Here is a 24,312-nt window from a genome sequence, read left to right as displayed (position 1 = left end):
ACCTCATGACCAAAGCTCCCGTCACCGTGACCGTCACCGGTGCGGCCGGTCAGATCGGCTACGCGTTGCTGTTCCGGATCGCCTCCGGTCAGCTCATCGGGCCCGACACCCCGATCAAGCTCCGCTTGCTGGAGATCCCGCAGGCGGTCAAGGCGGCCGAGGGCACCGCGATGGAGCTGGACGACTGCGCGTTCCCGCTGCTGCAGAGCATCGACATCACCGATGACGCGCGCACCGCCTTCGACGGCACCAACGTCGCGCTGCTGGTCGGCGCCCGCCCGCGCACCAAGGGCATGGAGCGCGGTGACCTGCTGGAGGCCAACGGCGGCATCTTCAAGCCTCAGGGCGAGGCCATCAACGCCGGCGCCGCCGACGACGTGCGCGTGCTGGTGGTCGGCAACCCGGCCAACACCAACGCGCTCATCGCCCAGGCCCACGCCCCGGACGTGCCGGCGGAGCGGTTCACCGCGATGACCCGGCTGGACCACAACCGGGCGCTGACGCAGCTGGCGCAGAAGCTCAACGTGCCGGTCACCGACATCAAGAAGATGACCATCTGGGGCAACCACTCGGCGACCCAGTACCCGGACCTGTTCCACGCCGAGGTCGGCGGCAAGATCGCCGCTGAGCAGGTCGAGCAGTCCTGGCTGACCGACGAGTTCATCCCCACCGTGGCCAAGCGTGGCGCGGCCATCATCGAGGCCCGCGGTGCCTCCTCGGCGGCCTCGGCCGCCAACGCCGCGATCGACCACATCCACACCTGGGTCAACGGCACCCCCGAGGGTGACTGGACCTCCGCTGCGGTGGTCTCCGACGGCTCCTACGGTGTGCCGGAGGGCTTGATCTCGTCCTTCCCGGTCGTCGCCCGCGACGGCAAGTTCGAGATCGTGCAGGGCCTGGAGATCGACGAGTTCTCCCGCTCGCGCATCGACGCTTCGGTCAACGAGCTGGTCGAGGAGCGCGACGCGGTGCGCAAGCTCGGCTTGATCTGAGTCGCGCGTCGACCACGGGCACCCAGCCCACCGTTCGGGGCCGCACCCACACCGGGGTGCGGCCCCGACGTGCTGCTGCGGCGCCGGGTGGGATCAACCCGGTTGCCACCGCGCCTGCGGGGCCTGCAGCATCGGTGCGTGGAGCGTCCCGCTGAACAGATCGCACTGGCTTCAGCTGTCCTGCGCCGCTGGCGCGGCACCGACCTGGCCGCGCTGCACCGCACGGTCAGCGACGCCCTGCCGCACCTGCGGCCGTGGCTGCCGTGGGCGGCCGGTGACTACCCCCTGGACGCTGCGGCGCGGTTCCTGCAGCAGTGCCAGCGCGACTGGCGCAGCGGGGACGCCTACGTCTACGCCATCACCGTCGGCGGTGTCCTCGCCGGGTGCATCGGCCTGCACCGCAGGATCGGTCCCACCGGGCTGGAGATCGGCTACTGGCTGCACCCGGCGCACACCGGCCGCGGCCTGGCCACCACCGGTACGGCCGCGTTGGTCGAGCAAGCGCTGGCGCTGCCCGGCATCGACCACGTCGAGATCTGGCACGACGAGGGCAACACCGCCAGCCGGGGTGTTCCGGAGCGTCTCGGCTTCACCTGCGTCGAGCGCCGCAGCCCGCCCCGGGAACCAGCGCTGCCCGGCCAGGCCGGCATCGACCTCGTGTGGCGTCTGACCCGCTGACAGCACCCGGTCGCTGTGCGGTGTCCGATGTGGCCGCGGGACGGTCCGACGTGGTCACCACGACCGGGCGCCGGGCCGCGGTGGTGTGGCGCGGGTCAGTTCTGCCCGGTGGTCTGCTGCCCGGTCGCGCGCAACCGGCGCAGTTCCTCGGTGACCTGGTCGAGCTGGCGTTCGGCGCGGTCGGCGCGCGTCTGGGCGTGCGACTGCGCCTCGCGCAGCGCGGCCAGCTGCTGGGCGGCGGCGTCGCGCTCGGCCTGCAGGCGCTCGGCGGCCTCGGCGCGCAGTCGGCGCAGTTCCTCGGCCTGCTGCTGCCGCAGGGCGGCGAGTTCGTCGTGCTGGCGGCGCACTTCGGCGCGGGCGTCCTCGGCGGCGCGCTTGAGCTCGGCCAGCTGGGCTTGCGCGGTTTCGGCGGCCTGCTCGGCCCGGGCCGCGCGTTCGATGGCGTCGGCCTTGGCCTGCGCGGCCTCGGCGATCTCCTGCCGTGCTTCCTCCTGGGCGGCCTGGACCTGCGCGGCGGCGTCGGCCTTGGCTCGCTCGGCGGCCTCGCGTGCTTCGGCGACCTGCTGGTCGGCTTCGCGGCGGGCCGCGGCGATGGCGACCTCGGCTTCGTTGCGGGCCGCTTCGACGTCCTGCCGCGCCTGTTCGCGAGCAGCCTCGGCGGCTTCCACGGCGTCGTCGCGTTCCTTGCGGGCGAGTTCGGCCTCGTGGCCGGCCTGCTCGGCGGCGGCCGCGGCGTCTTCGGCGGCTTCCTCGGCGGCGGTGCGGGCTCGTTCGGCCTCGCGGCGCTGCTGCTGCGCGGTGGCCAGGGCTTGCTCGGCTTGGGCGACGCGGTGGGCGGCTTCGGCGTGCGCCGCCTGGATCTGGGCCTCGGCCGCGCTGGGGTCGGTGATCTTGGCCAGTTCGTCCAGCCCGGCGCGCAGGTTGCGGGTCAGCTGCTCGGACAGCAGCCGGTACTGGCGCAGCAGTTCCTCGGCGCGCAGCCGTGCTCCGTCGTACTCGGCCGTCGAGACGGGGGCGGTGGCCTGCTGCTGTTGGGCGGCCTGCCGGCGCTGCCGTTCTTTCCAGGCGCGCCAGCGGGTGTGCTCGGGCAGGTCGCAGTACTCGGCCGGCCGGCCGGGGCCGGAGGTGCGCACGACCTGGCGTGTGCACCCGGGGTACCGGCACACCCCGCTCTGTTCGGCTGCCGCCTCGCCCATGCCTGGGACCGTACCGGAGGCGCCGGTGGCGGTGCGCTCGGGGACAATGGGGCGGGTCCCGCCCACCGACTGGGAGCGCATGCGCGTTGTCCGACCGCACCCCCACCGCCGCTGATCTCGGGTTGCACGCCGACTGCCGCCGCTGCTTCGGGCTGTGCTGCGTGGCGCTGCCCTTCGCCGCCTCGGCCGACTTCGCCGTGGACAAGGACGCCGGCACACCGTGCACGCACCTGGCGAACGACTTCTCCTGCGGCATCCACGCGCAGCTGCGTCGGCGCGGGTTCGCCGGGTGCGCGGTGTTCGACTGCTTCGGGGCGGGCCAGAAGGTCTCGCAGGTGACCTTCGGTGGCCGGGACTGGCGCAGCGGTGCGCGGGGGCCGATGTTCGCCGCGTTCGCCGTGGTGCGGCAGTTGCACGAACTGCTGTGGTACCTGGTGGATGCGCTCAGCCGCCCGGAGGCCGCCGCGGTGCACGCCGACCTGCGGCGGGCGGTGCGCCAGGTCGAGGCGCTGACTCGGGGCGAGGCCGCGGAGCTGGTGGGGTTGGACGTGGCCGCGGTGCGGCGGGACGTCGACACCCTGTTGGTGCGCACCAGTGCACTGGTGCGCGCGCAGGCCGGTGGGCGGGTGAACCACCGTGGCGCGGACTTGGTGGGGGCGTGCCAGCGCGGTGCGCGGTGGCGGGGCGCGAACTTGCGTGGGGCGTTGCTCATCGCCGCTGATCTGCGCGGGGCGGACCTGCGGTCGGCTGATGTCATCGGGGCGGACTTGCGGGACACCGATGTGCGCGGGGCCGATCTGCGGGACGCGTTGTTCCTGACCCAGGCGCAGGTCAACGCCGCCCGGGGCGATGCCGCCACCGCGGTCCCCGCTCGGTTGCAGCGGCCCGCGCACTGGTGACCACCGGCGCCCACCCCTGAGGCCGGTGCGGGGTGTGGTGCTGGCAAGATCGCCGCGTGCGCTTCTACGCCGATCTGCACATCCACTCGAAGTACTCGCGCGCGTGCAGCAAGGACTGCGACGTCGAGCACCTGACGTGGTGGGCGCGTCGCAAGGGCATCACCCTGGTCGGCACCGGCGACATCACCCACCCCGCGTGGTCGGCGCACCTGCGCGAGGTCCTCGAACCCGCCGAGCCCGGCGTGTTCCGGTTGCGCCAGGACCTGGACCGGGAGATGGCGCGCAGTCAGCCCGCGCAGTGCCGGGGCCCGGTGCGGTTCATGCTGTCGGGTGAGATCTCGACGATCTACAAGTACGGCGAGCGCACCCGCAAGGTCCACCACCTGTGCTACCTGCCGGACTTCGCCGCCGCGGAGGAGTTCACCCGGCGGCTGGGCCGGATCGGCAACCTCGGCTCCGACGGCCGCCCCATCCTCGGCCTGGACTCCCGGGACCTGCTGGAGATCACCCTGGAGTCCGGCGACGGCGCCTACCTGGTGCCCGCCCACATCTGGACCCCGTGGTTCGCGGTGCTGGGGTCCAAGGCGGGTTTCGACGCCGTCGAGGACTGCTACCGCGACCTGGCCGGGCACGTCTTCGCCCTGGAGACCGGGTTGTCGTCGGACCCGGAGATGAACTGGCGGGTCTCGGCGCTGGACAAGTACACGCTGGTCAGCCACTCCGACGCGCACTCGCCGCCGATGCTGGGCCGCGAGGCCACCGTCTTCGACACCGACCTGGACTACTTCGCCGTCAAGCGCGCACTGGAGACCGGCGAGGGCTTCGCCGGCACCGTGGAGTTCTTCCCCGAGGAAGGCAAGTACCACCTCGACGGGCACCGCAAGTGCCAGGTGCGCATGGAACCCGGCGACACCCGCGCGCACGGCGGCCGCTGCCCGGACTGCGGCAAGCCGCTGACCGTCGGGGTGCTGCACCGCGTCGACGCGTTGGCCGACCGCCCGGAAGGCGTCCGCCCCGACGGCGCGGCGGGGTTCCGCAACCTCATCCCGCTGCCGGAGATCGTCGGCGAGATCCTCGGCGTGGGCCCGAAGAGCAAGACGGTGTTCGGCCGCGTCAGCGACCTGGTCGCCGCGCACGGCCCGGAGCTGGCCATCCTCGAAGACGTCGCACTGGAGGACCTGCGCCGCACCGACCCTGCGGTGGCCGAGGCCATCGAGCGGCTGCGCAGCGGGCAGGTGCTGCGCGAGGCCGGCTACGACGGCGAGTACGGCACGATCCGGCTGTTCCAGCCCGCCGAGCTCACCCGGCTGCGCACCGGCGGTGCGCCGGCGTTGTTCGACGACGCCCTGTTCGCCCCGCAGCCCGAGCCCGCGGCCGCGCCGGCACCAGCCCCGGCCGCTGCTGCGCCCGCGGCTGCCGAGCCCGAGCCGGTCAGCGCGCCCTCCGGAGAAGGGGTGCTGGCGGGTCTGGACCCCGACCAGCGTGCCGCCGCGGCGGTCGCCGGCGGACCGCTGCTGATCGTGGCCGGGCCCGGCACCGGCAAGACCCGCACCATCACCCACCGGCTGGCGCACCTGGTGCTGGAACGCGACGTCGACCCCGCCCAGTGCCTGGCCATCACCTTCACCCGCCGCGCCGCCGAGGAGATGACCGAGCGACTGGCGGGCCTCATCGGCGAGGGCGCCGAGCGCATCACCGTGGCCACCTTCCACTCCTTCGGCCTGCAGCTGCTGCGGGAGCAGCACGAGCACCTCGGCCTCAGCGCCGACTTCGGGCTGGCCGACGCCGCCCGCCGGCACCAGGTCCTCACCGGTCTCACCGGCGACGAGCGCAGCGCCCGCCAGACCGCCCCGCAGCTGTCGCTGGCGCGCCGCACCGGCAGCGACCACCCGCTGCTGGCCGACTACCTCACCGCGCTGCGGCAGGCCGACCTGGTCGACTTCGACGACCTGGTCGCGCTGCCCGTCCAGCTGCTCACCGACCGCCCCGACCTCGCCGAGCACTACCAGCAGCGCTACCGGTGGATCGTGGTCGACGAGTACCAGGACGTCGACGAACTGCAGTACCGGCTGCTGCGGCTGATCGCCCCCGCCGGGGCCAACCTGACCGCCATCGGCGACCCCGACCAGGCCATCTACTCCTTCCGCGGCGCCGACGTCGGGTTCTTCCTGCGCTTCGAGCAGGACTACGCCGGCGCCCCGGTGCTGGCCCTGACCCGCAACTACCGCAGCGGTGCGCACATCCTCACCGGCGCGCTGCGCGCCATCGCACCGTCCACACTGGTCCGGGACCGGGCGCTGCACGCCGCCGCGCCCCGCCAGGCCCACCGCGTCGTGGTGCACCGGGCCGCCGACGAACGCGCCGAAGCGGCGTTCGTGGCCCGCACCATCGACCAGCTCCTCGGCGGGTCGTCGTTCCACTCCCTCGACAGCGGCCGCGTCACCGGGGACGGGCCCGGCGGGATCGGGTTCAACGACATCGCCGTGCTCTACCGCACCGACGCCCAGTCCCACGCCGTCCTCGACGAGCTCACCCGCTGCGGGCTGCCGGTGCAGAAGCGCTCCCACGACCGGCTCTCGTCCCGCCCGGGCGTGGAGCTGCTGGTGGCCGAGCTGCTGCACGTCGCCGACCGCACCGGCCCGGTCACCGAGCAGCTGCGCGCGGCCGCCAAGCTCGTCGCCGACACCGTGCCCGACGAGCAGCGCGACGACATCCACACCGCCGTGGAGGTGCTCGGGCCGCTGGCGCAGCGCTGCGGCCAGGACGTGCCGCGGTTCTGCCGGGAGGTGCTGCTCGGTGCCGAGGTCGACACCCTCGACCCGCGGGCCGAGGCGATCTCCCTGCTGACCCTGCACGCCGCCAAGGGCCTGGAGTTCCCGGTCGTGTTCGTGGTGGGCTGCGAGGACGGGCTGCTGCCGCTGCGCTGGCCCGGCACCGAGACCACCGAGGCCGACACCGCGGAGGAACGGCGCCTGTTCTTCGTGGGCATGACCCGCGCCCAGGACCACCTCTACCTCACCCACGCGGCGCGCCGCACCGTCCGCGGCAGCACCCAGGACCGCACCCGCTCGCCGTTCCTGACCGGCCTCGGGGACGCGGTGACCGAGACCGATACTCCCGCCCGCCGCCCGCGGCCGGCGCAGCTGTCGCTGCTGTGACGCTCAGGCCCCGGCGGCGAGGTCGGCGACGAGAGCCCGGGCTTCGGCGACGTGGCCCCGGTCGAGCAGGTCCAGCAGGACGCGGCACTGGGAGGTCTCCGGGCACCGGGTGCGGTGGTCGAGCGCGTAGAAGGCGGTCACCTGCGCCCGGGTGTCGGCGCCGGCAGGCATCGCGCGGCAGACCGTGGTGGGGGCGCTGGCGATCCACGCCTGCAGGTCCCGGCTGAGGCGTTCCTCCAGCCGCGGCCACGCACCGCCGGGGACGGGTCGGGCCGCGGTCTTCACCGGCCAGCCGTCGGCGTCGGCCCGCACCCCGGCGGCCCGGTGGCGCAACTGGTCGGCCTCGGCCGCGTCGGTGGCGCGCCCGGCGAGGCGCTCGAGGTGGTCGGCGAAGGCCAGCTGCTGGTCCCGGTGCCAGGCGACCTGGTCCCGGTGCAGCTCGGCCAGCGGGCGGGTGCCGATCGCGGCCGGGTGGGCCTTGGCCAGCCGCCACGCCAGGCGGGCACACGCCAGGGCGTCACCGGCGGCCTCGTGGGCCGCGTCGTGCCGCACCCGGTAGTGCGCGCACAGGTCTGCGAGGGTGCGCTTGCCCCGCCGGTAGCGGTCCAGGTGCTTGTCCAGGCAGCGCGGGTCGACCACCGGACCGGCCAGGTCCAGGTCGCGGTCGTGGTGGCGGCGCAGCTCGGCCTGCAGCAGCGACAGGTCGAACGGGGCGTTGAACACGCACAACGGCGTGCTCGCGCACCACGACTCGCCCAGCGCCTCGGCCACGTCGGCGACCACCTCGGCGGCGTCGCGGCCGTGCCGGCGGGCGTGGTCGGTGGTGATGCCGTGCACCCGCGCCGCGCCGTCGGGGATCTCCACCCCCGGATCGGCCAGCCACGTGCGCACCCGCGGGGCCTGGCCGGGGACGATGGCGACCACGGCGGCGGTGACGATCCGGTCATGGACGGTGTCGGTGCCGGTGGTCTCCAGGTCGAAGGCCAGCAGTGGACCGTCCGCCCACGAAGCTGAGTTGATCACCCCCGCACCGTACCGAGATCACCCGACGGCTCACCTGGCCCGGTCCACCGGGCGTGGCATCATCCGGTGGTGCGTCCTCTCACGATCATCACCGGTGGTGGCCGCGGGATCGGTGCGGCCACCGCGCTGTGGCTGGCGCGCGCCGGCCACGACCTCGTGCTGTGCTACCGCGGCGACCGCGGCAGTGCCGAGCAGGTCGCCGCCGAGGCCGCTGCGCACGGCGTCCGCTGCGTGCCGGTGCGCGCCGACGTCAGCCAGGAGTCCGACGTGGACCGGTTGTTCGCTGCGGCCGCCGAGGTCGGGGTGGTGACCGGGCTGGTCAACAACGCCGGGCTGACCGCGCACCTGGCGGACTTGGCCGACACCCCGGTGTCGGCGATCCGGCAGGTCATCGACGTCAACTTCCTCGGCACCGTGCTGTGCGCGCGCCGCGCCGCGCAGGTGATGTCGACCCGGCGCGGTGGTGCCGGTGGGGCGATCGTCAACGTCTCCTCCAGCGCCGCCACCCTGGGCGCTCCGCACGAGTACGTGCACTACGCGGGCGCCAAGGCTGCGGTGGAAGCCTTCACCGCCGGCCTGGCCAAGGAACTCGCCCAGGAGGGGGTGCGGGTCAACGCGGTCGCGCCCGGCCTGGTGCGCACCGGCATCCACGCCGACGCCGGTGCCCCCGACCGCGTCGACACCACCGCGCCGCGGGTGCCGGTCGGGCGCGCCGGGGAGCCCGAGGAGATCGCGCCCGCCATCGGGTGGCTGCTGGGCCCGGAGGCCACCTACACCACCGGGGCGGTGCTGCGGGTGGCCGGCGGCCTGTGACGCGGGAAAACCCGTTGCTGCCGCCTCTAGGCTGCCGGGTGTGGGTGAGTCGCTGCTGATCAACTTCGTCTACTGCCACCCGGTCGGGCACGCCGTGGAGGCGCTGCAGTACGCCCTCGGCTACCGCGCGGCCGACCCCGACCGGCGCATCGGGGTGGTGCTCAACTCCGCGACCGCGGTGCAGCTGGCCGACTGGTGCGAGGCGATCGACGAGGTGCACACGGTGGACCTCGACGTGTTCCAGCCCGGCGATCCCGGGATGCTGGCGCACGTCCCACCCGAGTGGGACTGGGTCGTCGACGACCCGCGCGGCCACCAGAGCTGGCAGCACGACATCTTCCCCGGCCTGCAGCGCTACTACGAGCTGTCCGCCCAGCACTTCCGCACCACGCGCGGGCACACGCAGGTCGGCGCACCCCGCCCGTCCTACCGGCGGCGCAACCCGCTGCGGCTGGCGTTGCCCGCCGAGGCCCGCGACTGGGCGGGCGGCCTGCTGCCCGACCACGACGGCCCCACCATCGCGGTGCTGCCCGCCGGCAGCTCCGAACACTGGCGCTACCCCTCGCTGGCGTCGTGGCAGCGCGTCCTCGAAGCTTTCGTCGAGCGCTGGCCGCAGGCCCGGTTCGTGCTGACCGGCAAGCACGCCGACGACGGCCGCACCAGCACCGGCTTCTCCCGCGCCGAGTTCGACGCCCTCGCCTCGGTCGTCCCGCAGGTGACGTGGGCGGTCGACCTGCCGCTGGACCGGCAGCTGGCCGTCCTGCAGCGCTGCGACCTGCTGCTGTCACCGCACACCGGGTTCGCCTTCGCCGCGATGGCCGCGGGCACACCGTGGCTGGCGCTGGCGGGCAACGACTGGGCCGAGTACTACTTCAACCCCGGCGTGCCGTTCTACTCCGTGCTGCCCGACCTGGACCGCTTCCCCTGCTACGTCATGCTGGGCAACACCCCGGACCCCGTCGACGACGACGGGCCCCGCTCCCCGAGCATGTCGGCCGCCCGCATCGACGCCGACCTGCCCGAACTGCTCGACGGCGCCGCCCGCGTGCTGGACGGGCTCGACTTCGACACCGCGCTGCGCGAGCACGCCACCCGCGTGCACGCCCTCTTCGGTGGCCGCCGCGACCTGCTGTACTCGGTGGACGACCTGCTGGCCGACCACCTGCCCGCCGACACCCCGAGCTGATCGGCTACGGGATGCGGAAACCCCGGAAGGTCACCGCCGTGCGGGTGCGGAAGCCCAGCTTCTCGTAGAGCGCGAGGGCGGCGGTGTTGGACTCGACCACGTGCAGGAAGGGGCGTTCGCCGCGGTCGAGGATGCGGCGGACGAGCGCGGTGATCAGCCGGGCGGCGTGGCCCCGCCCGCGCGCCTCGGGCGCGGTGCACACCGCGCTGATCTCAGTCCACCCCGGCGGCCGCAGCCGCTCGCCCGCCATCGCCACCAGCGCACCGTGGTCCCGGACACCGAGGTAGGTGCCGAGCTCGCGGGTGCGCTCCCAGAACGGGCCCGGCCGGGTCCGCTCGGTGAGCTCGAGCATCTCCGCGGTGCTGTCCGCCCCGAGCTCGACCACGCCGTCGTCCGGGTCGTCGGCGGGCCGGTCGCCGCACCACACCATCTGGCGGCCGTCCAGGTCGAAGACCGGTTCCCAGTCCGGGGGCGGGCTCACCGGGCTGCTGAACAGGTCCGCGAGCCCGCCACGCCCCAGCAGCCGGGCGAGGTCGGCCCACTCCTGCGGACCCGGGTCGAGGGTGACCGTGGCGAACGTCGCCACCTGCGGCTGGTAGGTGGCGACCCGGCCCAGCCCGCGGCCCAGGTGCGCGTGGTGACCGCGCAGGGACGCGCCCACCGGGTCGTCCAGCGGGCTGGTGTCGCGGTCGATCATCGTGCTGGGCCTCTCGTGCCGGGTTCGCCGCGGCCATTGTCCACGCGGGCACCGCAGCAGCCCCGACACGGGGGGCTCCACTGTGGAACACGCGCCCACGCTCACCCGGTGTCCGCGCCAGCACCAGGCCCGCGGCCCCGGCCAGGACGCGGCGGGCGCGGACGCAGACTCGCCGGCGTGCGAGCCACGGCTTCCACGCACGGCCCGGGAACGGCGTCCCGCGCAGCGGGGTGGTGCTCAGGTGCAGCCGCAGGAGTCGCGGTGCACCAGCCGGGAGGGCAGGCGGTGGGTCTCGGGTTCGGCGTCGCGATCGGCCAGGCGGCGCAGCAGCAGCCGCGCGGCGGTGCTGCCGATCTGCTCGCAGGGCTGGGCGATGACGGTCAGCCGCGGGGAGAAGCAGTCCGCCCACGGGAAGTCGTCGAAGCCGACCAGCGCGATGTCGTCGGGCACCCGCAGCCCGGCGGTGTGCAGCGCCTGCATCACGCCGATCGTCATGCTGTTGTTCGCCGCGATGATCGCCGTCGGGCGCTCCGGGTGCTCGAGCAGGCGTGCCGTGGCGCGCGCGGCCGAACCGGTCTCGGAGCGTCCCTCGACCAGCAGCTCGGGGTCGAAGGCCAACCCGTTGCGCTGCAGGGCGTCCCGGTAGCCCCGGACGCGTTCGTCGGTGGTGGCCAGGCCGCTGCGCCCGGAGACCAGCGCGATGCGCGTGTGCCCGAGCTCGGCGAGGTGGTCGACCAGGCGGGCGGTGGGCTCGGCGTTCTCCGGACCGACCTGGTCGTAGGTCTCGTCGATGAGGCGGTCGGCGAGCACCACGGGCACCGACCGGGCCTTGAGGTACTCCAGCGCCTCGCCGGCGTCGGCCGAGGGCGCCAGGATCATGCCGTCCACCCGGCGTTCGTGCATGTTGCGCACCACGGTGAGCTCGTGCTCGGCGTCGTCGCGGGAGTCGGCCAGCAGCAGCGTGTAGCCGGCGCGCACCGCCTCGGACTCGATGCCCTGCAGCACCTGGCCGAAGTAGGGGTTGGAGATGGCCGACATGACCACCGCGATCGAGCGGGTGCTGGCGGTGGCCAGGGACCGGGCGAGGGTGTTCGGGCTGTAGTTGGTGGCCTTGATGGCGGCCTCGACCGCTCTGCGGGTCTCCTCGCGCACCGTGCGGGTGCCGTTGACGACGTGCGAGACCGTCGCCGTGGACACCCCGGCCAGCCGCGCCACATCGGCCAGCGTCGCCATCGCCGCCCACACCCCTCTGTGTCTTGGTCGGTTGCCGGAACGATATCAGGCAAACGCTTGCGCAAGCGCTTAACTCCGGTTTACGGTGCCGACCACTCAAGGACGAGTCCGCGCCCTGCGGGCGCACGGCACCGACCCGCGCGACGGGTCGGGAAAGGCACACGCACTCATGAGCACATCGCACTCGGGCCTGGCCCAGGAGGAGGCGACCGGCAAGGTCCGCGGCCGCAGCGGGGCGATCTTCGGCGCTTCGGCCATCGCCGCGCTCGGCGGTCTCCTCTTCGGCTACGACACCGGCGTCATCTCCGCGGCCCTGCTCTACATCGCCCCGGAGTTCGGGTTGTCCGAAGGCATGCAGGAGGTCGTGGTCTCCTCGCTGCTGCTGGGCGCGATCGTCGGGTCGATCGGCGCCGGGCCGGTGGTCGACCGCATCGGCCGCAAGGTCACCCTCATCGTGCTGTCGGCGGTGTTCACCCTCGGGGCGCTGCTGTCGGCCTTCGCCCCCGGCACCGAGGTCCTCCTCAGCGCACGGGTCCTGCTCGGCCTGGCCATCGGCGGCGCCTCGCTGGTCGTGCCCACCTACATCGCCGAGATCGCCCCCCCCCCACGCTGCGCGGCCGGCTGGTGTCGATGAACCAGCTGATGATCACCATCGGCATCTTCGCCTCCTACCTCGTCGGCTACGCCTACGCCGACAGCGGCGGCTGGCGGTGGATGGTCGGCCTGGCCGTGCTGCCCTCCGTGGTGATGCTCGCCGGGCTGTTCGTGCTCGGGGAGAGCCCGCGGTGGCTGCTGGCACGCGGCCGGGTCGAGGACGCGCGCACCGCGCTGCTGCGCACGCACTCGCCGGAGGACGCCGAGGCGGCGCTGGAGGAGATCTCGACGGCCATGCGGGAGGAGAGCCGGTTCCGCTACCGGGACCTGCTCAGCCCGAAGCTGCGTCCCGCGGTCATGCTCGGCTTCGCCGTGGCCGCCACCAACCAGCTCGTCGGCGTCAACGCCGTCATCTACTACGCGCCCACCATCCTCAAGCAGGCGGGCATGGGCTCCACCGGGGCGATCCTGTCCTCGGTCGGCATCGGCGCGGCCAACATGATCTTCACCGTGATCGCGCTGCTGTTCATCGACAAGGTCGGCCGCCGGCCGCTGCTGCTGGGCGGCACGAGCGTGGTCATCGTGGTGCTGTTCGGCCTCGGCGCGCTCTACCTGCTGCCCAGCGTCGAAGGGCTCGGGCTGCTGCTGACCGTCGGCCTGATGGTCTACGAGGCCGCGTTCGCCGCCAGCCTCGGCCTGGCCATCTGGCTGATCAACAGCGAGGTGTTCCCGACCGCGGTGCGCGGCAAGGCCTCCAGCGTCGGCACCGTCACCCACTGGGGCCTGGACTTCCTGGTGTCGATCTCGGTGCTGACGCTGATCAACGCCCTGACCCCCACCGGGCTGTTCTGGCTCTACGGCCTGCTCGGCGTGGCCGGTCTGGTCTACCTGTACCGCAAGCTGCCGGAGACCAAGAACCGCACCCTGGAGGACATCGAGTCCTCCCTGCGCGGGGAGACCACCTCGTGACCACCCCGGTGCAGCACCCCGGCGACCTGGCGGACCTGGTCGAGCGGGCCAGGTCCCTGGCCGCCGCGGGGCGACGCCGGGTCCTCGGCATCGCCGGGGCCCCCGGCTCCGGCAAGGGGACCGTGGCGGAGAAGCTGCTCCGCGAGCTGGGGCCGGCGGCGGTCGTGGTGCCCATGGACGGCTTCCACCTCGCCGGGGCCGAACTGCGCCGGCTGGGCAGGCAGGACCGCAAGGGCGCCCCGGACACCTTCGACGCCGCCGGCTACGTGGCGCTGCTGCGCCGGATCCGCGAACCAGACGGGAACACGGTCTACGCCCCGCAGTTCCACCGCGAGGTCGAGGAGTCCTACGCCGGGGCGATCGCGGTCCCGCCGGAGGTCCCGCTGGTGATCACCGAGGGCAACTACCTGCTGCTCGACGAGGGCCCGTGGGCGCACGTGCGCGGGCTGCTCGACGAGGCGTGGTTCCTCGCCCCGCCCGACGACGAGCGCGAAGCGCGCCTGGTCCGCCGCCACATCGAGTACGGCAAGACCCCGGAGCAGGCACGGGAGTGGGTGCGGCGCACCGACTCCCGCAACGCCGCGCTCATCGCCCCCACCCGCGCCCGCGCCGACCTCGTCATCACCGCCGACCCGGCGTGAGACACGCGGGGCGAGCATGCCAGGTGAGCCCGTGGTCCGGGCCTGCGTCGCCACCAGGCCCGAACCACGGGCCGCTGCGTTCCCGCGCGCTCGGCGTGGTCCGGTCGAGGGAAACAGGCTGCTCCATGCGAGCGGGACGACCGGTGTTGCGGGCACGAACGGCGTCGGCGCGCGCCTAGGGTCGGCGGTTCGCAAGCGCCGGACACGACCGACGGGAGTGTGCTCGATGAGGGATCGACGATGGCGCGCCGTGGCTGCCGCGATCGCCACCGCGGGAATCGCCCTGACACCGACGACCGCCCACGCCGCCCCGGCGGCGGAGAAGCCGATGCTGCTGGTGCACGGCTACAACGGCGGCCCCCCGACCCCGTGCAACACCGAGACCTGGGACGAGGCCCTGGAGTACTACCAGGACGCCGGGGGCCGGGACCGCTCCTCGATGCGCACGATCGGCTACTACGCCGGGGACGCCGACCACTGCGACGAGGTGATCGGTGACGGCGCGGCCGACCCCGACCGGCCCATCCAGGACATCGCGAGGGACTTCGCCCTGCACATCTACGAGAACTACACGCTCAAGGGGCAGACGGTCGACATCGTCGCGCACTCGATGGGCGGGCTGATCACCCGCGTCGCCGTGCTCGGCACCCGTGAGGGCTGGAGCGGGTTCCCGCCCGAGGTGGCCGTGGAGGACATCGTCACGCTCGGCACCTCGCACCAGGGCGTGGCCAACGGGTGCAGCGACCCGGAGAAGGACCCCGACGACGGGTGCACCTGGCAGTGGTACCAGATGACCCCGGCCGGCCAGGGCGGGTCGGGGTTCATCGACAAGCTGCACGAGTCCGCCCCGGGCCGCGGTGACCGCGGGCTCGACGACCCGTGGGCGGCCGGGATCGACTGGAGCCTCGTCGGCTCCGCCGAGGACGAGAAGGTCTCCTACGCCTCCGCCATCGACAAGGGCTACTTCGCCCACCAGAAGTACGGGTTCGACGAGGACGTCACCGACGGCTGCTCCGACCGTGAGGTCACCCACGGCGGGCTGCGTGAGCTCACCGGCGCCGGCGGCTTCTGCCTGCGCTACTGGCACCACGGCCCCGACGGCGGGCCCCACACCACGGAGAACGGCTGGTCGCCGCTGAAGGTCGCCTTCAAGGCCGCCACCTACCGGGGCGACGACCTGCCCCGATGAGGCGGAGAACGGCCGCTGCGAACCCCATGATCGTTTCGTCACGGTGACGAAACGATCATGGGGTCGCGGTCACCACATCGACAGGTCCCGGGCCGGGACCGTCTCCGGCACCGCATCGAAGCGCCGGACCAGGCCCTGCGCTCCGAACCGCGGCCAGCCAGGATCACCGGTGGCAGCGAAGGACACCCACGCCCCGTGCACCTCCTCCGCCAGCGCCGCCGGCGGACGCCCCGGGCCGAGCAGCGCGTTCGCCCCACGCAGCACCGGCAGGTCCAGCACGTCGAAGACGAACGGCAGCTCCACCCCGTGCGCCGCACCGAGCCGACCGTCCACAGCCGACGAACGCCACGCGAACTCGTAGACGTACGCCCCGCCGTGGGCCTCGGCCAGCCGGCGCCCGCCGACGGTGAACAGGGCGTCCCCGAGGATCGCCGACCGCAGCTCCCCGTCGCTGGCGTGCGGCCACTGCGCCCGGTAGGCCGCGACGAGCGCCTCCGGGTCCCGGTGCACCCGGGCGGCCAGCGCCCGCACGTCCTTGGCGGTCGAGGTGTCCAGGTGCCCCTGCGGCGCCAGGTAGAGGTTGCCCTCCTCGGCCGTGGACCCCACCAGCAGGTCGACCCCGGCCACCCGGCCGTCGGCGGGCTGGCGCTCGCCCACCACGCTGAACGGCGACAAGCCCACGAGCGGGTCGAACGCCCCCTCGGTCCGCAGGTCCAGGCCGGTCAGCGCGGGGACGACCTCGACCAGCCGTTCCTCGGGCACCGCGCGCAACCCCGCGGCGGTCGGCTCGACACCGAGCGCGGACGCCGCAGCCCGGGTCACCACCGCGGCCTGCTCGGGCGTGAAGGCACCGAGCCCGTTGCCGCTCTGCACGATCGCGCGCTGGAACAGCCCCGCAGCCTGCTCGCAGCCCAGCAGCGCAGCGACGAGCGTGGCACCCGCGGACTGCCCGGCCAGCGTGACCGTGCCCGGGTCACCCCCGAAGGCCTCGGCGTTGTCCCGCACCCACCGCAGGGCGGCGACCACGTCGAGCAGACCCCGGTTGCGCACCGTCCCCGGCACGTCGAGGAAACCCGCGACACCCAGCCGGTAGTTCAGCGTCACCAGCACCACGCCGTCGCGGGCGAACGCGGTGCCGTCGTACAGCGGCGCCCGGGCCGAGCCGGAGACGAACCCGCCGCCGTGCACGAACACCACCACCGGACAGCCGGAAGCCGACCGCGGCGCCCACACGTTCACGGTGAGGAAGTTCTGGCCGCGCACCCAGCCGGGACCGAAGAACGGCGACATGTCCAGCGCGGCGAACCCGCCTCGCGCCGGCTGCGGTGCGGTCGGCCCCGGCCGGGTGGCGTCGCGGACCCCCGACCACGGCGGGTGCGCCACCGGAGGCGCGAACCGGTCCCGGGGCACGGCGGCGTAGGGGATGCCCAGGAACCGCCGCACACCACCGCTGCTCGTCCCGCGCACGGTCCCACCGGTGGTCACGACAACATCGGACACTGGTTGCGCTCCCGTCACAGCCGGGCGAACGGTGCCCAGGACTTCACGGCGAACTTCTCGCCGTCGCGCACCACCTCCGCCGCGCCGTGCCCGCCGAAGTGCGCGGGCACCACCAGGCTGCGGGTGTCGGCGGCCTGGCCCAGCAGCGAGCGCCGGGTGGCCCGCGCCTGGACCGGGTCCTCGCAGAAGCAGCTGTTGGCCTCGGGGTCCAGCACCTGCACCGGGGTGTGCAGCAGGTCCCCGACGAACAGCGCCCGCTCGCCACCGGAGTCCAGGTGCAGCACCGACGATCCCGGCGTGTGCCCCGGGGCGAGCCTGAGCCGCAGGTGGTCGTCGATGACGTGCTCGTCCTCCCACAGCACCAGCTGTCCCGCCTGGTGCACGGGTTCGACGCTGTCGTGGAAGAGGTTGCGGGAGTGGGGGCGCTGCGCCGAGGGGTGGCCGTTGGCGGGGTTCCAGTACTCGAAGTCGGCGCGGGAGACCAGGTAGGTCGCGTTCGGGAAGGTCGGCACCCACGACCCGTTCTCCAGCCGCGTGTTCCACCCGACGTGGTCGGCGTGCACGTGCGTGTTGACCACCAGGTCGACGTCCTCCGGTCGCACCCCGGCACCGGCCAGGTTGCCGAGGAAGTCGGTCTCGAGGTGGTGCCACAGCGGGTTGCCCGGTCGCTCCTTGTGGTTGCCCACCCCGGTGTCGACCAGGATCGTGCGGCCCTGGCTGCGCAGCACCCAGGTCTGCACCGCGCACACGCACTGGTCCGCGGCCAGGTCGAGGAAGTCCGGTTCCAGCCACGAGGCGTTGTCCCGCCACAGCTGCTCCGGCGCGTCCGGCACGAACGCGGCGGGCGACAGCCCGATCGGCCCGTAGTACTCCTCGACCCGCGAGATCTCCACCTCGCCCAACGTGATGTCCTGCATGCTCTCTCCGAGGTTCACGGTCGGCTCGTTCGCGACCAGCGTGCGCCCACCGTGCCTCGGCTACCAGCCACGGTTGTTCCTACCACCGGCAGGGTCAGGCTGGCCGCCGCGCGCAGCGGCATAGTGGAAACCATGAGCAGCTCCGGTCATCTCGGCGAGTTCCTGCGCGCCCGCCGCGCGCGTCTGCGGCCCGAGGACGTCGGCCTGGTCACCCCGCCCGGCCGGCGCCGGGTTCCCGGTCTGCGGCGGGAAGAACTCGCGCAGCTGGCGGGCGTGAGCGTCTCCTACTACACGCGTCTGGAGCAGAACCAGTCGACCAACGCCTCCGAGGGGGTGCTCGACGCGCTGGCCACCGCACTGCGCCTGGACGACTACGAGCGCGCTCACCTGCACGAACTGGCCACCCAGCGGCCCCGCCCGCGCAAGCGGCCGCCGGTGGAGCGGGTCACCGACGCCACCCGCCAGCTGCTGCACGCGCTCGGTGACGTGCCCGCGCTGGTGGTCGGCCGGCGGACCGACGTGCTGGCGTGGACGCCGATGGGCCACGCCCTGCTGGCCGGCCACCTCGACCCGGCCGCACCGGAGCAGCCCGGCCAGCGCCCGAACCTGGTGCGGATGCTGTTCCTGGACCCGCACTGCCGCGAGCTCTACGTGGACTGGGACCGCAAGGTGCGCGGGCTGGTGGCCAGTCTCCGCGGTGTCGCGGGCCGGCACCCCGAGGACGCGTTGCTGGCGTCGCTGGTCGGCGAGTTGTCGGTGAAGTGCCCGGAGTTCGTGGCGCTGTGGGGCGACCACCGGGTCAAGCCGTGCGTGGGCGACACGTTCCGGCTGCGCCACCCGCTGGTCGGTGAGCTCACCGTCACCCAGCAGAGCCTGCGGCTCGCCCACTCCCCGGAGCAGAACCTCGTCGTGGTCACCACCGAGCCGGGCTCGGCCTCCGCCGACAGCCTCGACCTGCTGGCCCACCTCACCGCAGCACCACGCCGATCCACCCCCGAGGGGTCGCCGGCGCAGCGGTGACCAGCGGGAACGGATCACGGCGACCCGCACGGGTTTTCGTCACCGTGACGGAAGCGATCTTGGTGATCACTCCGGCGATCCCGGTGGTGCCGGGGGTTCTCGGTGGGTCGCTCCGGCGACGAGGTGGGCCGGGTCGCGGGTCACCGACAGCGCGACGTGGTCGTAGAGCTGGGTGATCGCCGCGGAGGAGTGGCCGAGGGCGTCGCGGCGGTCCTCCAGCGCCGCTCCCCTCTCCCGGGCGATGGTGTTGAAGGCGTGCCGCATCGAGTGCGGGGTGATCCGCTGCGGTGCCGGCACCCCGGCGCGCGCGGCCAGGGTCTGCACCAGCCGGTAGATCTGGTGCCGGTTGACGCGGCGGCCGGTGCGGGTGACCAGCAGTGCGGTGGTGTCCGCATCGGACGGCCGGGTGCGCAGGTAGTCGTCGAGGATCGGCTCCAGCGGCGCCGGGATGGGCCGGGTGCGGACCTTGCCGCCCTTCATCCGCACCGTCAGCACCCGCATGCCGTCGCGCTGCCCGAGGTCGGCCAGGTCGGCGTTGCACAGCTCCGAGACGCGGATGCCCAGGTCGATCAGCAGCATCATCGCCAGCGCCGCCGCCTGCGGGCCGAGGGTGCGGTGGGCGTAGTCGCGGCTGCGGTCCAGCATCTGCGCGGCCTGCTGCTCGGAGACGCTGGCCGTCGTGGAGTGCCGGCGGTCGTAGCGGGGACGGGCGGCGTCACGCGCCGGGTTGGCGTCGATCGCCCCGGCCCGCACCAGGAAGGTGTACCAGCTGGAGATCGCGGCCAGCTTGCGCGCGCGGGTCGACGCCGCGAACGGGCGCCCGGTGCGGGGGTTGGTCGCGGCGGCGAGTTCGGTGGCGTACATCTGCACCTCGGGCAGCCGCACCTCGAGGGGGTCGAGCTCGCGCCGGGTGCACCAGGTGAGGTACTCGCGCAGGTCGCGGGCGTAGGCGGCGCGGGTGTCGGCGGAGTCGGTGAACGAACCCAGCCAGGCCGAGACCAGCGCGCTCACGGTGTGGCCGGTCCGGGTGGTGGTCGCCAGCAATTCCGTTTGCGCCCCGCTCGCCCGCACCGCGGCCCCGGGGCCGGACATGATCTCCATGCAGCCACTGTACCGCACATAAGCGCGATTATGCGCGGTGCCTTTGTGTCCGTTTCTCCGGGTGGCCGTCCTGTTTCGTTTGCGTTGTAACGTTACTTGATCATGGTCACGAAACCCGTGCTGCGGAGTGAGGGGCCGGGATCCGGTGGCGGTTCCGCGGGCGCCGGCGGGGCCCGGTTAGGGTCCGGGTGGATTCGGCGCTGGACCGGAGGTGGGAGTTGTCGGGGAACCGTCCGAGTGCGCAGGAGCTGGCCGCCGCCGAAGGCGCGAGGATCCCGGACGTCCTCGCTCCCGGCCTGCGGGTGCTGTTCTGCGGCATCAACCCCGGCCTGTGGTCGGGCGCGACCGGCTACCACTTCGCGCGCCCGGGCAACCGCTTCTGGCCCGCGCTGCACGCCGCCGGGTTCACCCCTCGCCTGCTGCACCCGCACGAGCAGGACGAACTGCTGCAGCACGGCATCGGCATCACCAACCTCGTCGACCGGGCCAGCGCGCGGGCGGCGGAGTTGTCCGACGACGAGCTGCGGGCCGGCGGTGCGGCGCTGGCCGCGAAGGTGCGCCGGTACCGGCCGGAGTGGCTGCCGGTCGTGGGCATCACCGCCTACCGCGTGGCCTTCGGTGAGCGACGGGCCACCGTGGGCCGGCAGGACCGGGTGCTCGAAGGCGCGCAGGTGTGGGTGCTGCCCAACCCCAGCGGCCTCAACGCGCACTGGACGGCGGGCACGCTGGCTGCGGAGTTCCGCCAGCTGCGGCAGGCGGCGATGCCGGAGCACTGCGACCACGGCACGGTCGGCTAGCGCGCCGAACCGGGTGGGCCGCGCCGGTGGGCCCCGGACGGTCAAGGTGCGACCGGAGGTCGGTGCGCCGCGGTGGGTGCGGAGGCCACGAGTGCGGGCGGTGCCGCCGGCTGGTGGACGCCCTCGTCGAGCAGCAGTGGCAGCGCTTCCGCCTCGACGGAGGCTGGGCCGACGAGCCCGAGGAGGAGCCGGCTCGTCTGGTGGTGGCCGAGCCGGACCAGCACGACTGGCGGGTCGTGGACGCAGCCCGGGACCGGATCACCTGCCCGGACTGCGGTGACCGGCTCAGCCGGGGCCCGGTGGGCTGCCCGTCGTGCGACCTCGCGCACGGGTTCCGCTACGCGGCGACCGAGACCGACCGGCCGGGTGCCGCGCGGCAACGAGCACGCGACGCGGGTCACCGTCTCGGTGGTGCGCCGCCCGCACATGACCTCGGCGCAGGAGCTGCTGGGGCGTCGCCTCCTGCTGCCGGCGCTGCTGGTGGGCCTGCTGCCCACCACCGCATGGGCGCAGCGGTTCACCGCTCGCCTGGAAGCCGGTCTGCCGCCCGATACCGCGGCCGCCCTGGTCGGCGGCCTCCTCGCCCGGAGCGCACCGGCACCGTGCACGGCCGCGGTCGAGTAGCCCGGTGGTGGCGTCGTCGTGCACTGACGGTGTCCACACGTGCTGCGAGAGCGACGAATTCGCTCTTCTCAATGCTCTGAACGGATGAAATGCATGCTCCGAACGGCGGTTTCGACACTCACTGTGATCGCAAGGGAGACGTGGGGAACACGGGGGTGTGCTTTATCGGTCCGTGACCGGTAGGGTCTCTTGCGCTGGTTCGGGAAGACCCCGTTCCGGTGACACTGGCCGTTGCTCCCGCAGAGTCGATACGGATGACTATTCAAGACGACATTGCTCGACCGTGGTTCCAGCCGGTGGTCCCATCGGAGGCACAGCAGGCACCGCGCCCGAACCCCGGTCCGCCGACCACTCGCATCGTCGGTCAGCTGCCGTTGGACGAGGTGAGCGTTCCTGCTCGTCCGGTGTCGCAACCCCCGGTGGCGGACGCGCCGGATCGGGTGGAAGTCACCCAGCCCTACATCCCCGCGATCCGCGACGAAGAGCCCGAGTTCGCCAAGCGGCTCAACCCCGAACCCGTGCCGCCGTCTCCGGCGCTGACCGGGCCGCAGCCGGCGGTCGCCACACCTGACCCCACCCCCGAGCAGCCGGTCGCGAAGGCACCGGCGGCCCCCGCAGCACCGGAACCCGCAGCGCCGGCGGCGCCGGTGAAGAAGCGCAGCCTGGTGCGGCGCGTGGTGCGGCGGATCATCGGTCCGGACCTGTTGCGCAAGGACCCGCCGAAGCCGCAGCGTCGCTGACCCTCACCGCGGTGGCCTTGGCACTGGCGCAGACCTGCATCCTGCGCCAGTGCCAAGGCCACCGTCGTCTCCGCACCTGACCCCCGCTGGTGTGTCGAGCCTCGGCCAGCTGTGGCCGGGTCCTTCGCGCTGACGACGCTCACGCACCGGGTTCCGCGTCGTGCGGCGGCAAACACCGCCGCCCGGCAGGGTGCGGCGCCGGTGCGCGGGGCACGGGTGCCGCCCCTCCGGCGGGAGCGCCGGCACCGGAGAGCGTCACAGGCGCTCCTCGACCTGCTCACCGACGCCGTCCCTCTCTCGCTGTCCCGGCCCGTGGCGGGCTCGTGTAGCGTGGGGACATGCGTTGCTGATCTCGTCCTCCCCCGCGTCCGCGGCTGCGTGCCCGGCGGGGTGCCGAGTCGTGGCAGGTCGGGATCGTGTTCGTGCTCTTCTCCTCTTCGCCGTGGCGTGCACCCGGCACGTGCGGGTCCTGCGCCGGTGCAGCGGGTCTGTGCCGGCGCGGGCGTGGACCGCCCGGGGGCGGCGTCCCCCCGTGCCGAGCAGACACGTGACCGAGGAGGCAAGCGATGATCGATCCCCGCCTCGCCGGCCAGACCGTCCTGGTCACCGGCGGTGCCGCGAACGTCGGGGCGGCGATCAGCCGCGCGTTCGCCGCCCAGGGGGCGCGGGTGGCGGTGCACTACCTCGCGCAGGACCCCCCTGCGCCCGAGCACGTCACCTGGGAGCACGTCACTCCGCCCAGCTCGGCGGCCGAGGAGCTGGCCGCCGAGCTGGGCAACGGCTCGTTCGCCGTCAGCGCCGACCTGTCCGAGCCGGGTGGCGCGCAGCGGCTGGTGCACGCGGTCCTCGAGCGGGCCGGTGCGATCAACGTGCTGGTCAACAACGCCGCGCACTGCGAGTCACCGGACTCGGTGGAGTCGTTGACCGCGGAGTCGTTGGAGCGGCACTACCGGGTCAACGCCGTCGCTCCGGCGGTGCTGATCGCCGAGGTGGCGCGGGCGCGACGCGATCAGGACCCGCTGTCGGTCGTCAACATCACCACCGACGCGGCCCGGGCGTTCCCCGGCCAGACCGGTTACGGCACGTCCAAGGCCGCGCTGGAGGCGCTGACGCGCTCCACCGCGCTGGACCTGGCGCCCCGGGGGATCCGGGTCAACGCCGTCGCTCCGGGGCCGGTGCAGACCGGGTGGATCGACGAGGGCGTCCTGCCGCAGGTGACCGGGATCGTGCCGATGGGACGGGTCGGTGAGCCCGAGGACATCGCCGATGCGGTGGTGTTCCTGGCTTCCCACCAGGCGCGCTGGATCACCGGCCAGGTCCTGCAAGTCGCCGGCGGCCACGCGTTGTGATCCGTTGCCCGGGCCACGCACCGTCGCCTGTGGACGCTGAGGTCCCCGCTGGGCCAGCGCTTCGCGAGCTCGAGGGCCAGGCCGGTCCCCGGCACGGCCGGGGCACGGTCACCTCCGCTGGAGGAGTCCGCTGTGCTGCTCGGCAGCACCGCACCGGGCCTGCCCGTCGCGTGCGGCGCTGCGGGGAGCAGCACACCGGTGGACCGGATATTCGGTGGACGGCTGATCGATCAGCCCCTACCGTCTGGGCGTGATGCAGCAGTTCTTCTTCCCACTCGGCTGACCCGGCCGTCAGCAACCCCTGGTGCCGCGCGGTGGGTGCGGCACCGATCCGAGTCATGCCTGGGAGGAAGACCATGCTGCTGCTCGTCTCCGGCGCCTCCGGCGTCGGCAAGACCACCGCGCGGCTGCACGTCCGCCACCTGTTCGAACGCCGCGGGCTCGACGGGACCTTCGAGACCGCGGAGCTGTTCACCCTCGGCCCGGTCCCCGACGTCCCCACCGTCGCCTGGCGCCAGGAGCAGGCCGAGGTGGCGGTGCGCCGCGCGATCGCCCTGGACGCCGAAGGACGGCACCTGCTGTTCGCCGGTGACCCGGTGCCGCTCGGTGAGGTGCTGGCCGCGCCCAGCGCCGACCGGGTCGAGGTCGCCGCCTGCCTGCTCGACGTCGACGAGCAGACGCACCTGGCGCGGCTGGCGCAGCGCGGCGAACCGGAGGAGCTCGTCCCGTTCCACCGGGGGTTCGCCGAGTGGATGCGGGCGCACGCCACCGACCCCGGGCACATGCCGGAGGTGGTGACCACCGACGGCTGGTCGCAGATGCGGTGGGAGCGCTGGGTGGGCCGCGAGCCCGGGCCGGAGTGGGCGATGACGGTGCTGGACACCTCGCGGCTCAGCCCCGAGCAGGTGGGGGCCGCGATCGTCGACTGGTGCCTGCGGGCGGTGGCCGGGCAGGCACCGGTGTTCCGGGCCGGCTGGTTCGACCGGTGAGGACCGG

At 73.6% G+C, this 24,312-nt stretch carries 23 protein-coding genes; 16 read left to right on the top strand and 7 right to left on the bottom strand.

Annotated features, from left to right (window positions below):
* Nucleotides 1-5 precede the first annotated feature (5 nt).
* Nucleotides 6-992, top strand: a complete 987-nt coding sequence (locus HNR68_RS16445) for a malate dehydrogenase (protein WP_179722072.1) — start codon at nt 6-8, stop codon at nt 990-992.
* A gap of 138 nt (nt 993-1,130) precedes the next feature.
* Complete coding sequence (locus tag HNR68_RS16440; RefSeq protein ID WP_179722069.1) at nt 1,131-1,670, top strand: GNAT family N-acetyltransferase; 540 nt, start codon at nt 1,131-1,133, stop codon at nt 1,668-1,670.
* A gap of 95 nt (nt 1,671-1,765) precedes the next feature.
* Here HNR68_RS16440 and HNR68_RS16435 read toward each other — a convergent pair whose 3' ends face one another.
* Entirely contained in the window at nt 1,766-2,866 is a 1,101-nt protein-coding gene (locus HNR68_RS16435) for a coiled-coil domain-containing protein (protein WP_179722066.1), read from the bottom strand.
* 86 nt (nt 2,867-2,952) lie between these two features.
* On the opposite strand from HNR68_RS16435, the gene HNR68_RS16430 reads away from it, so the two are divergent.
* Nucleotides 2,953-3,765: a pentapeptide repeat-containing protein gene (locus tag HNR68_RS16430; RefSeq protein WP_179722063.1), complete on the top strand. Its 813-nt coding sequence runs from the start codon at nt 2,953-2,955 to the stop codon at nt 3,763-3,765.
* Between the two features lie 56 nt (nt 3,766-3,821).
* Nucleotides 3,822-6,923: a UvrD-helicase domain-containing protein gene (locus tag HNR68_RS16425; RefSeq protein ID WP_179722060.1), complete on the top strand. Its 3,102-nt coding sequence runs from the start codon at nt 3,822-3,824 to the stop codon at nt 6,921-6,923.
* A 3-nt stretch (nt 6,924-6,926) separates the two neighbouring features.
* Here HNR68_RS16425 and HNR68_RS16420 read toward each other — a convergent pair whose 3' ends face one another.
* Complete coding sequence (locus HNR68_RS16420) at nt 6,927-7,946, bottom strand: exonuclease domain-containing protein (protein WP_179722057.1); 1,020 nt, start codon at nt 7,944-7,946, stop codon at nt 6,927-6,929.
* A gap of 66 nt (nt 7,947-8,012) precedes the next feature.
* Here HNR68_RS16420 and HNR68_RS16415 point away from each other — a divergent pair, with 66 nt between their 5' ends.
* Together HNR68_RS16415 and HNR68_RS16410 are read left to right on the top strand one after the other, a co-directional pair.
* Nucleotides 8,013-8,759 (top strand): SDR family oxidoreductase, encoded by a 747-nt coding sequence (locus HNR68_RS16415; protein WP_380573668.1) that lies wholly within the window; start codon nt 8,013-8,015, stop codon nt 8,757-8,759.
* A 40-nt stretch (nt 8,760-8,799) separates the two neighbouring features.
* Nucleotides 8,800-9,945, top strand: coding sequence for a glycosyltransferase family 9 protein (locus HNR68_RS16410; RefSeq protein ID WP_179722052.1), 1,146 nt, complete (start codon nt 8,800-8,802; stop codon nt 9,943-9,945).
* Between the two features lie 4 nt (nt 9,946-9,949).
* Here the strand turns inward: HNR68_RS16410 and HNR68_RS16405 are convergent, their stop codons facing one another.
* Complete coding sequence (locus HNR68_RS16405) at nt 9,950-10,642, bottom strand: GNAT family N-acetyltransferase (protein WP_179722049.1); 693 nt, start codon at nt 10,640-10,642, stop codon at nt 9,950-9,952.
* A gap of 237 nt (nt 10,643-10,879) precedes the next feature.
* The gene (locus HNR68_RS16400) at nt 10,880-11,875 is read right to left on the bottom strand and encodes a LacI family DNA-binding transcriptional regulator (protein WP_179722046.1); all 996 of its coding nucleotides are present in this window, start codon (nt 11,873-11,875) and stop codon (nt 10,880-10,882) included.
* A gap of 169 nt (nt 11,876-12,044) precedes the next feature.
* On the opposite strand from HNR68_RS16400, the gene HNR68_RS26860 reads away from it, so the two are divergent.
* From HNR68_RS26860 to HNR68_RS16385, 4 genes are all read left to right on the top strand, one after another.
* Nucleotides 12,045-12,509, top strand: a complete 465-nt coding sequence (locus HNR68_RS26860) for an MFS transporter (protein ID WP_246330466.1) — start codon at nt 12,045-12,047, stop codon at nt 12,507-12,509.
* The gene (locus HNR68_RS16395) at nt 12,506-13,438 is read left to right on the top strand and encodes a sugar porter family MFS transporter (RefSeq protein WP_246330465.1); all 933 of its coding nucleotides are present in this window, start codon (nt 12,506-12,508) and stop codon (nt 13,436-13,438) included. Before HNR68_RS26860 ends, HNR68_RS16395 begins: the two co-directional genes overlap by 4 nt.
* Nucleotides 13,435-14,079, top strand: a complete 645-nt coding sequence (locus HNR68_RS16390; protein ID WP_343050185.1) for a nucleoside/nucleotide kinase family protein — start codon at nt 13,435-13,437, stop codon at nt 14,077-14,079. Before HNR68_RS16395 ends, HNR68_RS16390 begins: the two co-directional genes overlap by 4 nt.
* Before the next feature lie 250 nt (nt 14,080-14,329).
* Nucleotides 14,330-15,268, top strand: coding sequence for a lipase family protein (locus HNR68_RS16385; RefSeq protein WP_179722043.1), 939 nt, complete (start codon nt 14,330-14,332; stop codon nt 15,266-15,268).
* A 69-nt stretch (nt 15,269-15,337) separates the two neighbouring features.
* Here HNR68_RS16385 and HNR68_RS16380 read toward each other — a convergent pair whose 3' ends face one another.
* Complete coding sequence (locus HNR68_RS16380; RefSeq protein WP_343050184.1) at nt 15,338-16,753, bottom strand: carboxylesterase/lipase family protein; 1,416 nt, start codon at nt 16,751-16,753, stop codon at nt 15,338-15,340.
* 29 nt (nt 16,754-16,782) lie between these two features.
* Nucleotides 16,783-17,685 carry an MBL fold metallo-hydrolase gene (locus tag HNR68_RS16375; RefSeq protein WP_179725111.1) on the bottom strand — a complete coding sequence of 301 codons (903 nt, stop codon included), beginning with the start codon at nt 17,683-17,685 and terminating at the stop codon, nt 16,783-16,785.
* A gap of 132 nt (nt 17,686-17,817) precedes the next feature.
* Here HNR68_RS16375 and HNR68_RS16370 point away from each other — a divergent pair, with 132 nt between their 5' ends.
* Complete coding sequence (locus tag HNR68_RS16370; protein WP_179722037.1) at nt 17,818-18,705, top strand: helix-turn-helix domain-containing protein; 888 nt, start codon at nt 17,818-17,820, stop codon at nt 18,703-18,705.
* Nucleotides 18,706-18,771: 66 nt separating this feature from the next.
* On the opposite strand, the gene HNR68_RS16365 is transcribed toward HNR68_RS16370, so the two are convergent.
* Entirely contained in the window at nt 18,772-19,806 is a 1,035-nt protein-coding gene (locus HNR68_RS16365; RefSeq protein WP_179722034.1) for a tyrosine-type recombinase/integrase, read from the bottom strand.
* Nucleotides 19,807-20,024: 218 nt separating this feature from the next.
* Here HNR68_RS16365 and mug point away from each other — a divergent pair, with 218 nt between their 5' ends.
* The 5 genes from mug to HNR68_RS16340 all read left to right on the top strand — a co-directional run bounded on the left by mug (nt 20,025) and on the right by HNR68_RS16340 (nt 24,305).
* On the top strand, nt 20,025-20,603 hold the full coding sequence (mug, locus tag HNR68_RS16360; protein ID WP_179722031.1) for a G/U mismatch-specific DNA glycosylase: 579 nt from the start codon (nt 20,025-20,027) through the stop codon (nt 20,601-20,603).
* A 366-nt stretch (nt 20,604-20,969) separates the two neighbouring features.
* Nucleotides 20,970-21,227, top strand: a complete 258-nt coding sequence (locus HNR68_RS26510; RefSeq protein WP_218888325.1) for a hypothetical protein — start codon at nt 20,970-20,972, stop codon at nt 21,225-21,227.
* 383 nt (nt 21,228-21,610) lie between these two features.
* On the top strand, nt 21,611-21,967 hold the full coding sequence (locus HNR68_RS16350) for a hypothetical protein (RefSeq protein WP_343050183.1): 357 nt from the start codon (nt 21,611-21,613) through the stop codon (nt 21,965-21,967).
* Between the two features lie 566 nt (nt 21,968-22,533).
* Nucleotides 22,534-23,316, top strand: a complete 783-nt coding sequence (locus HNR68_RS16345) for an SDR family NAD(P)-dependent oxidoreductase (protein ID WP_179722026.1) — start codon at nt 22,534-22,536, stop codon at nt 23,314-23,316.
* Between the two features lie 338 nt (nt 23,317-23,654).
* Nucleotides 23,655-24,305 carry a DEAD/DEAH box helicase family protein gene (locus HNR68_RS16340; protein WP_179722023.1) on the top strand — a complete coding sequence of 217 codons (651 nt, stop codon included), beginning with the start codon at nt 23,655-23,657 and terminating at the stop codon, nt 24,303-24,305.
* Nucleotides 24,306-24,312 lie beyond the last annotated feature (7 nt).

The sequence above is a fragment of the Saccharopolyspora hordei genome (genome assembly GCF_013410345.1).
Lineage (GTDB): Bacteria > Actinomycetota > Actinomycetes > Mycobacteriales > Pseudonocardiaceae > Saccharopolyspora > Saccharopolyspora hordei.
Note: the sequence above shows the minus strand (reverse complement) of the source record. Positions and strands in the feature narration are given on the sequence as shown.